This window comes from Myceligenerans halotolerans (genome assembly GCF_054782975.1).
This window is the reverse complement of the sequence record NZ_BAAGRL010000033.1, coordinates 92216-105734: the sequence shown is the minus strand read 5'-3', so window position 1 is coordinate 105734 and position 13519 is coordinate 92216. Positions and strand designations below refer to the sequence as shown.

Sequence of the window (13519 nt, the reverse complement as noted above, 5' to 3'; positions counted from 1 at the left end):
GATCAGGTGCGCACCGGCCGGCCGGCGTACGCGGGGACCTGGGAGTCGCTCCAGTGCGGCCGGACCTCGATCGGCGGCGTGAACGTCACCGGCAGCCGCATCGGCCGGCGTTCCCACGGCGACGGGATCCAGTCGATCTGGTCGAGGTCGACGGCGAGGCGCACGTCGAGCCGCTTCAGCAGGGTGTCGACGGCGTTCCGCGTGACGATGCGCGCGAGCCGCGGAGCCGGGCAGCGGTGCGGGCCGTTGCCGAAGGCGAGCTGGCTGCGGTTCTCGGCGCGGTCCCAGGCATCCTGGCTCTGCCGGGCGATCTCGTGGCTGGCCGCGCTGACCGCGAGGACCAGGGCGTCACCGCGCTCGATGTACTTGTCGCCCATCAGGAAATCCTTGGTCGCGATGAGCGGCGGCAGGTTGCCGCTCGGGGAGTTGCCCCACAGGGTCTCCTCCATGGCCTGGTCCACGCCGTAGTAGCCGCTGCCCACCTTGCCGGGCGTGCGCTGGTCGGTGAGCAGGCTGAGCAGGGTGGCCGACACCCAGGACTCGAGCGGTCCGTTCGCACCGGCGAGGACGGTGATGAGGGAGTGGGCCACCTCGATCGGTGCGGTGAAGGCGCCGTGCTCGATCAGCCGGCTCGTGAGATCGTCGGTCGGCTCGGCGTACCTGGCGCGGATGTGCTCGGTGAGGAGGCCCTCGAGCTCGGGCAGTACGTCGGTGTTGTTCGCCATCGGGCTCATCACCTCGCGCGCCAGGTGAGCGACGCGGCGGCCGGTCCGGAAGTCGAACCCGAAGAGCTGGCCGACGGCCAGCAGGGGCAGGACGGCGCTGTACTGGGAGACGATGTCGGCCTTCCCGTCCTCGGCGAACTCGTCGATGAGCTGGTTGCAGGTGCGCCGGAGCATCGCACCGAGCAACGGCTCGTCCAGGTCGTTGAAGACGTCGTCGAGCGGCGCCCGCAGCCGTGCGCGCTCGGCGCCGTCCTGGAAGTGGGAGGAGAACCGCTCGCTGGCCGGGATCATGGGCGGCAGGCGGCTGCCGGCGGGGAGCAGCCCTCGTTCGTGGCCGTTCCAGTTCTCGCTGCGACGGGAGAACAGCGTGTCGTCCCGGGAGATGCGGACGATGTCGGCGTGCTCGAGCACGAGCCACGCCGGGACGCCGGGCTCCAGCTCGATGGGTGCGACCGGCCCCCACTGCTCGCGCAGATCTCGGTAGACGGCGTGGGGGTCCTGAGCCGTGGTGGTCCGGGTGATGGGCATGAGATCGGTGAGCTCGGTGAGCCTCACGGGGTGCGGCATGTCGGTGCTCCGGCAGTCGGGACAAGTGGGTTGAGCCCGCTATGGCGCGGGCCGTGCCCATCGTGCCGGGAACCGGTCGAAATGGGCACCTATCTGGGAGTATTTCACCTTCACTTGAGTGGCGGAACCCTGTCCCGGCTGCTAGCCCCTCGGACGCCGATCAGGGAACGATCGGCTCCGCGAGGGCCGCGTCCAGGTCCCGGCGGTCTCCCTCCACCGCGACGCTCGCCTGGTCCGGCGTGAGCCGGCCCCACAGCAGCAGGGCGAGGGAGCGGGACGGGCCCGTCACCGTCACATCGGGCACGACCTCCTGCGCGCGGTCCCGGTCCGGGGCGCCGAGCACCCAGGCGTGCGGGGCCGGCGCGTCCTCGGCCTCGAGCAGTACGTGGACCCGCAGCGGACGCATCCGCCCGAGCCCCACCTGGCGCGGCTGGAACAGCGTGACCACCTCGTCCACGGCATCGGCCCACACGACGGGCGGCACGTCCGCGACGAGGTCCTCGCGCGCGTGCCCGGCCGCGGCCGCACGCAGGTCGTGCAGGTGGATCAGCGTCTCGTGCACCTGGCGCCGGTGCCAGAACGACGCGGGCCCCGGGCCGAGCGGCTCCGGGTAGGAGAGCACGTGCGCCGTCGCGTCGGGCCCCAGGAGGCGGAGGATCTCCCGGAGCTCGGCGGCCTGCGCCGCATAGTGCGGCGCCAGGTCGTACGGCCCCGGCCCCAGCCCGGGCGTGTCCCGCGCACGGGCCTTCGCGCCGGCCCAGTGGTGGATCTGGGCGAGGTGCTCGACGAGGCCTCGCGCCGTCCAGTCACCACAGGCGGGCACGACCGCCGCAGGATCGACGCCGTCGATCGAGGCGTGGAAGGCGTTCTGCAGTCGCTCGAGCAGGGGGAGGTAGTCCGGGATGCCTGCCGTCGTCATGGGCCCAAGGTAGCGCCGCACACCGACACTCAGATCAGGTCGATCAGGTCCGCGATCGAGTCCACGACCCGGCTGGGGCGGAACGGGTGGTCCTGCACCTCGTCGGGCCGCGTGGAGCCGGTGAGCACGAGGAAGGTCTGCAACCCCGCCTCGAGGCCGCCCAGCACGTCGGTGTCCATCCGGTCCCCGATCATCGCGGTGACCTCGGAATGCGCGCCGATCTGGTTGAGCGCGGAGCGGAACAGGATGGGATTCGGCTTCCCCACGAAGTACGGCTTGCGGCCCGTGGCCGCGGTGATCATGGCGGCCACCGAGCCGGTCGCGGGCAGCGGCCCCTCCTGCGAGGGACCGGTGACGTCGGGGTTGGTCGCGATGAACCGCGCGCCGCCGTGGATCAGCCGGATCGCCTTGGTGATCGCCTCGAAGGAGTAGGTGCGCGTCTCGCCGAGCACCACGTAGTCCGGGTCGGACTCGGTGAGCGTGTACCCGGCCTGATAGAGGGCCGTGGTCAGGCCGGCCTCACCGATGACGTAGGCGCTGCCGCCGGGGATCTGGTCGTGCAGGAACTGGGCCGTCGCCAGGGCGGACGTCCAGATCGCGTCCTCGGGCACCTCGATACCGCTCGACGCCAGACGCGCTCGCAGGTCACGTGCCGTGAAGATGGAGTTGTTGGTCAGGATGAGGAACGGCACGTCCTTGTCGCGCAGGCGCTCGACGAAGTCCGCCGCGCCGGGCAGGGCCGTCCCCTCGTGGACCAGGACACCGTCCATGTCGGTGAGCCAGGACTTGATCTCGCGCTCGGACATCGTGTGTCGCTCCTCGTTCGCCAGGGGCGGGCCACGATCCCGCCTCGCGCGCAAGCTTAGAGGTCGCGCCGGCAGGATGAGGCCGGCGTCTCTCGCACGAGGCCGGCGACAGAGACACCACCCCCCGCTCCCGTCACCCGTGGGACAATTTCCCTGACGGTCAGTGGTCAGGCCAACCCGGCCACGCCGCCGTCGTCCACAGACTCACGCATCGCCGCCCACCACAGTCCAGGAGCAACCCGCCTTGCCCCCGATCCCCACCGAGCCCGCCACCGCGCGCATCCAGCCGAACGCCACGGCACCCGAGCTGATCCGCAACTTCTGCATCATCGCGCACATCGACCACGGCAAGTCGACGCTCGCCGACCGGATGCTGCAGTACACCGGCGTGGTGCAGCCCCGGGACGCGCGGGCACAGTACCTGGACCGCATGGACATCGAGCGCGAGCGCGGCATCACCATCAAGTCCCAGGCCGTCCGCATGCCGTGGGCCGTCATCGGCGAGGACGGGACCGAGACGCCGCACGCGCTGCACATGATCGACACGCCGGGCCACGTCGACTTCACCTACGAGGTCTCGCGCAGCCTCGCCGCCTGCGAGGGCGCCGTGCTCCTGGTCGACGCCGCCCAGGGCATCGAGGCCCAGACCCTGGCCAACCTGTACCTGGCCATGGAGAACGAGCTCGAGATCATCCCGGTCCTGAACAAGATCGACCTGCCGGCCGCGCAGCCCGAGAAGTACGCCGAGGAGCTCGCGCACCTCGTGGGCGGCGAACCGTCGGACGTGCTCAAGGTCAGCGGCAAGACGGGCGAGGGCGTCGAGGTCCTGCTCGACAAGATCGTGGCGACCGTTCCCGCGCCGACCGGCGATGCCGGCGCTCCCGCTCGCGCCATGATCTTCGACTCCGTCTACGACACCTACCGCGGCGTCGTCACCTACGTCCGCGTCATCGACGGCGACCTCAACCCGCGCGAGCGCATCGTCATGATGTCCACGCGCGCGCAGCACGAGCTCCTGGAGATCGGCGTGCACTCGCCGGACGCGACGCCCACCAAGGGCCTCGGCGTCGGCGAGGTGGGCTACCTGATCACCGGTGTGAAGGACGTGCGGCAGTCCAAGGTCGGTGACACGGTCACGAACGCCCACAAGCCGGCCACCACGGCGCTCGCGGGCTACGACGACCCCAAGCCCATGGTGTTCTCCGGCCTGTACCCGATCGACGGCTCGGACTACCCGGCGCTGCGCGAGGCCCTCGACAAGCTCAAGCTGAACGATGCCGCGCTCAACTACGAGCCGGAGACGTCGGTGGCACTGGGCTTCGGTTTCCGCGTGGGATTCCTCGGCCTGCTGCACCTGGAGATCGTGCGGGAGCGCCTGGAGCGCGAGTTCAACCTCGACCTCATCTCGACCGCGCCGAACGTCATCTACGACGTCACGATGGAGGACGGCGAGGAGGTCAAGGTCACCAACCCGTCCGAGTTCCCCACCGGTAAGATCCGCGACGTCCGCGAACCGGTCGTGCGGGCCACGATCCTCACGCCGAGCGAGTTCGTGGGTACCGTCATGGGGCTGTGCACGGACCGGCGCGGGCAGATGCAGGGCATGGACTACCTGTCCGAGGACCGCGTCGAGCTGCGCTGGACCATCCCGCTCGCGGAGATCGTCTTCGACTTCTTCGACCAGCTCAAGTCCCGCACCCGTGGCTACGCGTCGCTCGACTACGAGGCCACCGGCGACCAGACGGCCGACCTCGTCAAGGTCGACATCCTGCTGCAGGGCGACCAGGTCGACGCGTTCAGCGCGATCGTGCACCGGGACAAGGCCTACGACTACGGCGTCCTGATGACCGCGAAACTCAAGGAGATCATCCCGAGGCAGCAGTTCGAGGTCCCGGTCCAGGCCGCGATCGGCGCGCGCGTGATCGCACGCGAGACGGTGCGGGCGATGCGCAAGGACGTGCTCGCCAAGTGCTACGGCGGTGACATCAGCCGTAAGCGCAAGCTGCTGGAGAAGCAGAAGGAAGGCAAGAAGCGCATGAAGAACATCGGGTCCGTCGAGGTCCCGAAGGACGCATTCATCGCCGCGCTGTCCAGCGACCCGTCGTCGGGCAAGGACAAGAAGAAGTAGTGCCGGCACTGCCCGATGGTGTTCCGGTGCCCGACGACGGCGCCCTGCCTGCGTGGGTGGGCACGGCGCGGTCCGGCGTCGCCCCGGAGCGGCAGTTCGGGGTGTACGTCCACGTGCCGTTCTGTTCCGTGCGGTGCGGGTACTGCGACTTCAACACGTACACCGCTGCCGAGCTGGGCGGCGGGGCGTCGCAGGTCGCGTACGCCGACACCGCACTGCGCGAGGTGACGCTCGCCGCGAAGGTCCTGGCCGACGTCGGGCTGCCGGAACGCCCGGCCTCGACGGTGTTCTTCGGGGGCGGGACGCCCACGATGCTGCCCGCGGGCGACCTCGTACGGATGCTGGACGGCGTCCGGGACGCGTGGGGGCTGGAGCCCGGGGCCGAGGTCACGACCGAGGCGAATCCGGACAGCGTGACGCCGTCGTACCTCGAGGCGCTGGCCGAGGCCGGGTTCACCCGGGTTTCGTTCGGGATGCAGTCCGCCGTGCCGCGCGTGCTGGCGACGCTGGAGCGGACGCACGATCCCGCGCGGATCCCTGACGTCGTACGGTGGGCGCGGGACGCCGGGCTGCGCGTCTCGCTGGACCTCATCTACGGCACCCCGGGCGAGACACTGGCCGACTGGCGCGAGTCGCTCGAGGTGGCGACCGCAACGGGGGTGGACCACGTGTCGGCGTACGCACTCGTGGTGGAGCCCGGCACGAAGATGGCGGCCCAGGTGCGGCGCGGGCAGCTCACGCTGCCCGACGAGGACGACCAGGCCGCCAAGTACGAGCTCGCGGACGAACTGCTCACGGCGGCGGGCCTGGGCTGGTACGAGGTGTCGAACTGGGCGCGGACCGACGACGACGCCTGCCGGCACAACCTGGCCTACTGGCGCGGGCACGACTGGTGGGGGATCGGGCCGGGGGCGCACTCCTACGTGGCGGCCGCGGACGTGGCGGAGGCTGGGGCCGACGGCGCCCGCGCCGGCGTGCGCTGGTGGAACGTCAAGCACCCGCGGCGGTACGCGGCAGCACTCGAGGCCGGGGGATCGCCGGGTGCGGGCCGGGAACTGCTGACGGAGGACGAGGCCTACCTGGAGCGGGTCATGCTGGGTGTGCGGCTGGCCGAGGGACTCGACCTGGGCGTGCTGCGGCCGGCCGGGCGCCAGGCGGTGGCGGGCCTGGTCGCCCGCGGGCTGCTCGACGGCGCGGCCGCGCTCGGCGCCGGGGGCGTGCCACCCCGGGTCGTGCTGACGCTGCGCGGGCGGCTGCTCGCCGACGCCGTCGTGCGCGAGCTCACGGCCTGACGCGATCCGGTATCGGCCGCGATCCGGTATCGGCACAGGCTATGTGGTTGGGAGTGTCAGCCAGTGAGGCTAGGTTGTGGCCACCAGCACCTCTTCGGGAGATGAGTCGATGAGCAACGACGGTGGCGTGCCCGGCCAGGGCGGGCAGAACCCGCAGGATCCGCAGGACCCGTACGGGCGGCCTGCCGCCGGCGGCGGCTGGCAGCAGCCGCCGAATGGGCCGCAGGGCCCCGGTGAGCAGCAGCCCGGCGTTCCGCGGTACGGGCAGCCGCAGTACGGCCAGTACGCTCCGCCCGGATATCAGGCTCAGACCCCGGTTCCCATGGGTCACTCGGTGCCCTGGGCGCCCCCGTCGATCGGTGAGTCGCACCGGTACGCCTGGCAGTCGTTCGGCCGGAACGCCGGGGTCTGGATCGTGATGGGGTTGCTGCTCTTCGTGGTGGGGATCGTCGTCTACGCCGTGATGAACCCGTGGTTCGGGTCGGCGCTCGCTCAGTTTCCAGCTCTGATGACGACCCCCGATCCCGCGGCGATCGCTCGGTGGGAGACAGAGATGACGGCCGCGTCGTATGAGCCCGCCGCAGTGGTGTTCGGGGCCCTCTCCGGCGCGATGCTGCAGGTGATCTCGATGACGTTCTACGCGGCCGGGCTGGCGTCCACGCGGAAGCAGCGGATCGGCTTCGGCGACTTCTTCGCATTGCGGAACTGGGCCGGCATCCTGCTGCTCGCCCTCCTCATGGTCGTCATCAGCACCGTGCTCGGGATGATCCCCGTCGCCGGCTGGCTTCTCTCGATCGTGGCCGGCGTGCTGATGATCGCCGCGCCCTACTTCGTCCTGGCGAAGGACATGAACGCCATCGAGGCGGTCACCTCGAGCGTCAAACTGGTGACGTCTCATCTAGGGATCGTCGTCCTCGCGTACCTGATCGTCGTCGGGTACGCGTTCGCGTCCGTGTGCACGTGTGGTCTCGCGTTCTTCGTGGTCTGGCCGTTCTCGGCGATCTTCGGCGCGCACCTCTTCCGGAGGCTGCATGGCGAGCCGATCGAGGCGGAGCAGCTGGCGGCCTGATCCCGGCGATCGCCCGGGTGGGTTGCGGCCCGCCGGGCGCTCGCGCGGCCTCCTGGTGCCCGCTATCGACCGGTGAGTGCGAGTTCGGGTCGCGACGTGCGGGGCTGCGGGTGACAGTTGCTCGGGAGAGTCCCGAGAGGAAGTCGCACCATGACCGAGAACCCGCCGCGTGATCCCGACGACCCGCGCGACCCCGAGCCCGACGCACCGGGTACGGACGATGCCGAGCAGCGACCGACGTCCGACCGCCCCGCAGAACCGCGGCAGCCCGCCGAACCCGCATCCGAGACGCCGTCGTCCGCGGAGCCACCCGCCGGGGCGACTCCGGCAGCGGCGCCGCCGTCCGGTGGATACGGGGCCTCGCCGCATGGCCGGCACAGTGCGTCCTCGCCCGAGGGGGCCGAGGGGTCCCGAGCAGGAGCAGCCGGGGCTGAGCCCGCCGGGGGGCCCGGGGTCCAGCCCGGCGGCGGATTCGGGGCGCCGCCTCCCGGTGGAGAGGGCACGCCGCCCCCGTACGGCGGTGGCGGTCCGGCGGGCGGCGGCGCGGGTGTGCCGACCGGAAGCTTCCGGGTCGGCGAGGCGCTCGGGTACGGCTGGGGCAAGTTCGCGGGTAATGCGCTGGTCTGGATCCTGTTCGCCCTGCTGCTGCTCGTCGTGGGCATCGTGTTCAACACGGGCAACGCGACGAGCTACCAGGACGTGTGGGACGCCGGCCGTGCGTCGGCCGAGATCGACACCGGCGGCTCGCTGCTGGGCCTGATCGGAGCGGTGCTCGTCGGCATCCTCCAGGGCCTGGGAACCAACGCTGCCCTGAGTGAGGTCTCGGGCCGGAAGCCGACGTTCGCGTCCCTGTTCCGGGCGCCGAACCTCGGGATGATCGTCGTCGCCGCGCTCCTGCTGATGGCAGCGCAGTTCGTCGGCGTGCTGCTGTGCCTCATCGGCCTTCCGGTGGTCCTGGTCTTCGCCGTCTTCACCTATCAGGGCGTGATCGACAAGAACCAGAACGCCTGGGAAGCCTTCATCGCGAGCTTCAAGCTGGTGGGGCAGAACTTCGGCGCGGTGTTCCTCCTGGAACTCGCCCTGTTCGGGATCAACATCCTGGGACTGATCCCGTGCGGCCTTGGCCTGCTGGTCACGATCCCGCTGAGCTACATCGCCCTGTCCTTCGCGTACCGCCGCCTCACCGGCGGCCCGGTCATGGCCTGACGGACAGCTCCGCAGCGCGAGACAGTTGCTCTCACACGACCGAGGTGGCGGGCCCCCACGGGGACCCACCACCTCGATGTGGGATCAGGCGAACCCGATCACTTGATCAGGCGGATGTTGACCGGGTAGCGGTACGGGCGCCCCTTCGACGCCTCGACGGCGGCCATGATCATGAAGACGAGCGCCGCGATGAACACCAGGTAGAGGAGCGCGCCGAGCCCGAACGTGATGGCCGTGATAATGGCGATCCCGATACCGGCGATGACGAGCGTGATCTGGAAGTTCAGCGCTTCCTTCGCCTCGGCCTCCACGAACCGGCTGCGGTCCTTGTACACGAGCCAGACGATGAGCGAGGGGACGAAACCCAGGCCGATGATCCACATGAGGCCGCCGAGGTGCGCGACGAGCGCCCAGGTGCGCTCCTCGTCGGGGCGCAGCGGAACCGGTGGTGCGTAGCCCGGCGCACCCTGGTAAGGCTGCTGACCCGGCTGCGGGGCGCCGTAGGGCTGCTGACCCGGCTGCGCACCGTACGGCTGCTGCGGCGCACCGGCGGCCGGGTCACCGGCCGGGGGCTGCGCACCGGCGGCGCCAGGCTGGGGGTCGTAGTTCGGCTGGGGCGTGGACTCCGGCTGCGGCGTCGCACCCGGCTGCGGGTTCGGCTCGGCGCCGGGAGTCTGGGGCGTCTCGGACATACACCCACCCTAGGGCTTCGCACGCGGTAATGGGCTGACAACCACGCGGTCGTTGTCGTAATGATGCCGTCAGGCCGCCCCGGGCGCCGTCACGAAGTCGATGAGTTCCTCGACCCGGCCCAGCAGGGCGGGGTCGAGGTCGCGGAAGTCCCGCACCGATCCGAGGATCCGCTGCCAGGCCCGCGCCACATCTGCCTGCGAGGCCGCAGGCCAGCCCAGCTCCCGCAGGATCCCGTGCTTCCACTCGACGCCGCGTTCGATCACCGGCCAGCGCTCCAGCCCCAGCCGCCCGGGCTTCACCGCCTGCCACACGTCCACGTAGGGATGCCCCAGCACGAGCACGGAGCCCGGCCGGACCTCGCGGAGCGCCTCGTCGGCAAGTCGTCGCTCCTTCGACCCGGGGACCAGGTGATCGACGAGCACTCCCACCCGGCGGCCGTCGTCGGGCCCGAACTCCGCGAGCCGCTCGGCGAGGTGGTCCACGCCGTCGAGCATCTCGACCACCACGCCCTCGATGCGCAGGTCGTCGCCCCAGACCTTCTCCACGAGCTCGGCGTCGTGCTTCCCCTCGACCCAGATGCGCGAGCCGCGCGCCACACGCGCGGGCGAGTCCGGCACCGCCACCGATCCGGAGGCCGTGCGCGACGGCGGTCGCGGGGCGCCGGACACGACCGGCGCCGTGAGCTCGACGGACCGCCCCTCGACCCAGAAGCCGGGGCCGAGCGGGAACGACCGCGTCCGCCCGCGCCGGTCCTCCAGCACGACGACCCGCATCCCGCCCGACTTCTCGACCCGCACCACCGCGCCGACCCACCCGGTCTCCACGTCCTCGACGACGAGTCCGGGCTCGGCCACGACAGGCCGCGTCTCGGGCTTGCGCCGCCCGCGGTGCGCCCCGGGAAACTCGGGGTTCAGGACGTCGGCTCCGTATCGGTCGTGCACGACGCCGATCGTAGGCCGCTGGCGCCCTCGCCCCCGGCAGGCCACGCCGACCACCCGACCCTCGGAGCCGCGCGGTCGGCCCGATGTCGCGAAGTCGGTCGCCCGGGGGACCGACCATCCGACAACGCGCCGACCACTCGACATCCGTCCGACTGCCCCCGCCGTACGGCACCTACGAACGCCCGCGGAGAGCGGCCTCCGTGCGGGACGAGACACCCAGCTTGCGCAGGATCGCGGAGACGTGCACAGAGACCGTCTTCGGCGAGATGAACAGGCGACCGGCGATCTCGCCGTTGGTCATCCCCTTCGCGACCAGATCGAGGACCTGCTGCTCGCGCGCCGTCAGCGACACCAGCGGCTCCGTGCCCGACGACGCCACCGCGTTCGCTGCGTCGGACCGGCCCTCGGCACGTGGTTCCCCGGAACGCTCGTTGCTGTCACCCTCCGAGAGCCCGCCCGGCAGCCCGCCCGCCTCGGCCGACGGTCCTGTCAGTTCGCCGGACCGTCCGGCCTGCGCGCCCGACGCCCCGGTACGCCTCGCCGCCAGCCCCGCCCGCTCCAGCAGCCTGCTCGCCCAGCCGGTGATGAGCCCCGCGCCGATGCGCTCGGCCTCGGCCACCGCGCGTTCCAGCCGGTCGCGAGCGCCGGCCCGGTCGCCGGCGTCGAGCAGCGCCTCACCCTCCCGGTACAGCGCGTACGGGCGGAGATGGGCGGGCCCGGGCAGGTCGACGACTGCGGACCACGGCCCGGTACCGAGCTCCGCCTCGAACAGCGCCGCCCACACGGGGTACGTCCGCCAGAAGGAGCACGCGTCGATCGCGGCACGGTAGGGTGCGTCGTCCACGACCTCACCCGCCGCTCGCAGGCGTGTGATCGCCCGAGCCGCGACGGCGAGCCTCGGCAGGTCGTACGGGGGGAGGGCCTGGTGTCCTGCGGCCACGACCTCGGACACGAGGAGCAGGGCCTGAGCCGGCTCGTCGCGCAGCAGCGCGAGCTCCGCCTGGGTGACGGCCACCTTGGACCGGACCTGCACCTCCAGGCTCCCGAACCGATCCCAGGTGGCAGACCGCCGCCGCGCCTCGGCCTGGGCCTCGTCGACCAGACCTCGCCACATCGAGAGCCATGTCCAGCGTTCGGTGAGGTACGCGGCGTGGATGCTGGTGTGCAACAGGGGGATCTGGCGCTCGTACCAGGTGGCGGCGTCGGCCCACCGTCCCTGCCCGATCCATGCCTCGGCGATGTTTCCCCCCAGCATGGAACGCGTGCCGTCGGGTATGGACAGTTTCCCGCCCGTGGAGCCGTGCCGGCGCTCGGCGCCTTGGGCGGCGATGGCCTCCGCACCCGCCCAGTCGCCCACGATCAGGCGGGCGTCCGACCCATTGATGTAGTAGCGGCTCGCCGCGTACCAGTCGGTGCCCGCGAGCTCGAACCCGTGCTCGATGTCGTCGAGGCCCCCGGTGTCGCCCGTCAGGTGCCGGCTCACGCCACGCAGGTTCAGGGCGGTGGCGAGGCTCGGGCGGTCCCCGGCGGCCTCCGCGGCGTCATAGGCGCCGTTCGCCGCCTCGATCGCCTCGCTCGGCCATCCCGCGAGCATGGCATGTCGCGCCCGCATGATCAGGACCTGAGCGCGCACCGAGTCATCGACGCCGGGCGGTACCAGGGCGAGGGCGCGGTCGAGCAGGTCCGGCCCTTCGTCCGTCCCGGCATGGCCCGCGATGAGAGCCGTCGTCGTCCGAGCACGGGCCAGGCCGACCGGGTCATCCTGCGGCCACTCGGCCAGCGCCTCGTGCGCCAGGGCCAGGGCCCGCTCGGTCCGTGTCGAGCCCCGGACGGACTCGGCCACGTGCATGAGCAGCTCGTGGTGCGTCCGCCCGGCGACGCCCGCGGCGTCGGGCACCTGCTCCCAGAGCTCCAGGGCTCGTTCGCCCAGGGACACGGCGGTGGAGACCGCGGCCGCGCCCGCCGCGGCGTCGTGCCCGACGACGGCGGCCGCGAGGGCGTTGTCCAGCACACCCGCCTTCCACCAGTGGTCGGCGATGCGCGACAGCTTCGCGACCGACCGGGTGCGGGTGGTGAGCGCGGTGGTCAGGGCGCGGGCGTACGCGGCGTGGAGCCGGCGTCGTTCGCCGGGAAGGAGCTCGGCGTAGACGGCTTCCTGCACCAGGGCGTGCCGGAACTCGTAGCCCACGTCGGTGGCGACGAGCACGGAACCCTCCACGGCCTCGCGGGTGATCTGGTCGGGGTCGTCACCGACGGCAGGGCCGGCGTCGGCGACGACGTCGTCGAGCACGTCGTGCCAGACGCGCGGCCCGGCGGCGGCCACGACCCGGCACAGCGCCTGGGCCTGCGGGCTCAGGCGCCAGTAGCGCAGCAGGAGGATGTCCCGCAGCGACCCGGGCAGCTCCGAGCCGAGGAACACCGCGAGTTCCTCCACGTAGAACGGCACGCCCGCGCTGCGTTCGACGAGGTCGTTGAGGGCGGCGGGGTCGAGGTCGGCCGCGTCGCTCAGGTCGTGCGCCATCGTCCGGACCTCGTCCTCCCCGAGACGGCCCAGGTCGAGGCGCGTCGCGACCCGCGCGCGGTCGAGCTCGGCGACGGCGGCGCGCAGCGGGTGCCCGCGCCCGACGTCGTCGCTGCGGTAGGTGAGCACCAGGAGCAGGCCGGCGGGCGCGATGCGGGCCAGCCGGACGGCGAGGGCACGCGTGACGTCGTCGGACCAGTGCAGGTCCTCGAGGACGAGCAGGACGGGGCGCGTGGCCGCCAGGCCGGTGGCGAGGCTCGCGAGTACCTCGGGGAGGCGCTCGGCGCCGGGGTCGCCGTCGGGCTCGACGAGCTGAGGCGCGACGACGGACAGCGAACCGGCAGCCGGTCCGGCCGCCGCGAGGACGGCCTCCGTGCCGAGTTCCTGGACGACGCCGTGAAGAACCCCGGTGAGGGCGGCGTAGGGCACCGGACCGGACCCCGAGTCGGCGCACTGTCCGACGACGACCGTGGCGTCCGCGGCCGCCGAGGTCAGCTCCTCGATCAGGCGGGTCTTGCCGATCCCGGCCTCGCCGGCCACGATCACGGTGCGCCCCGCGCCGGCGCGGACCTCGTCCAGCGCCGTCCGCAGCTCCGCGAGCTCGTGGGTGCGACCCGCGAGACGGGCACGGCTGACCGGCATGGGAGCATCG

At 71.9% G+C, this 13519-nt stretch carries 10 protein-coding genes; 4 read left to right on the top strand and 6 right to left on the bottom strand.

Translation table 11 applies throughout. The features are described 5' to 3' along the window. Positions 1-2: 2 nt before the first annotated feature. From ACYVK5_RS19995 to ACYVK5_RS19985, 3 genes are all read right to left on the bottom strand, one after another. Complete coding sequence (locus tag ACYVK5_RS19995; RefSeq protein WP_460707736.1) at positions 3-1292, bottom strand: cytochrome P450 family protein; 1290 nt, start codon at positions 1290-1292, stop codon at positions 3-5. Positions 1293-1452: 160 nt separating this feature from the next. Beyond that, the gene (locus ACYVK5_RS19990) at positions 1453-2211 is read right to left on the bottom strand and encodes a maleylpyruvate isomerase family mycothiol-dependent enzyme (protein WP_460707734.1); all 759 of its coding nucleotides are present in this window, start codon (positions 2209-2211) and stop codon (positions 1453-1455) included. A 29-nt stretch (positions 2212-2240) separates the two neighbouring features. Beyond that, positions 2241-3017: an HAD-IIA family hydrolase gene (locus ACYVK5_RS19985; RefSeq protein ID WP_460707733.1), complete on the bottom strand. Its 777-nt coding sequence runs from the start codon at positions 3015-3017 to the stop codon at positions 2241-2243. Between the two features lie 244 nt (positions 3018-3261). Here ACYVK5_RS19985 and lepA point away from each other — a divergent pair, with 244 nt between their 5' ends. The 4 genes from lepA (at position 3262) to ACYVK5_RS19965 (ending at position 8712) form a co-directional block, all read left to right on the top strand. Continuing rightward, positions 3262-5145 carry a translation elongation factor 4 gene (lepA, locus tag ACYVK5_RS19980; protein ID WP_460707732.1) on the top strand — a complete coding sequence of 628 codons (1884 nt, stop codon included), beginning with the start codon at positions 3262-3264 and terminating at the stop codon, positions 5143-5145. Continuing rightward, on the top strand, positions 5145-6437 hold the full coding sequence (gene hemW / locus ACYVK5_RS19975) for a radical SAM family heme chaperone HemW (protein WP_460707730.1): 1293 nt from the start codon (positions 5145-5147) through the stop codon (positions 6435-6437). Before lepA ends, hemW begins: the two co-directional genes overlap by 1 nt. A gap of 109 nt (positions 6438-6546) precedes the next feature. Then, a complete protein-coding gene (locus tag ACYVK5_RS19970; RefSeq protein ID WP_460707729.1) occupies positions 6547-7506 on the top strand; it encodes a hypothetical protein in 960 nt (319 codons plus the stop codon). 150 nt (positions 7507-7656) lie between these two features. Beyond that, positions 7657-8712, top strand: coding sequence for a DUF2189 domain-containing protein (locus ACYVK5_RS19965; RefSeq protein WP_460707728.1), 1056 nt, complete (start codon positions 7657-7659; stop codon positions 8710-8712). Between the two features lie 98 nt (positions 8713-8810). On the opposite strand, the gene ACYVK5_RS19960 is transcribed toward ACYVK5_RS19965, so the two are convergent. The 3 genes from ACYVK5_RS19960 to ACYVK5_RS19950 all read right to left on the bottom strand — a co-directional run bounded on the left by ACYVK5_RS19960 (position 8811) and on the right by ACYVK5_RS19950 (position 13509). Next, positions 8811-9404, bottom strand: a complete 594-nt coding sequence (locus ACYVK5_RS19960) for a DUF4870 domain-containing protein (protein WP_460707727.1) — start codon at positions 9402-9404, stop codon at positions 8811-8813. Between the two features lie 69 nt (positions 9405-9473). Next, a complete protein-coding gene (locus ACYVK5_RS19955) occupies positions 9474-10346 on the bottom strand; it encodes a DUF3097 domain-containing protein (RefSeq protein WP_460707726.1) in 873 nt (290 codons plus the stop codon). 172 nt (positions 10347-10518) lie between these two features. Beyond that, entirely contained in the window at positions 10519-13509 is a 2991-nt protein-coding gene (locus ACYVK5_RS19950; protein WP_460707725.1) for a helix-turn-helix transcriptional regulator, read from the bottom strand. Between the last annotated feature and the right edge of the window lie 10 nt (positions 13510-13519).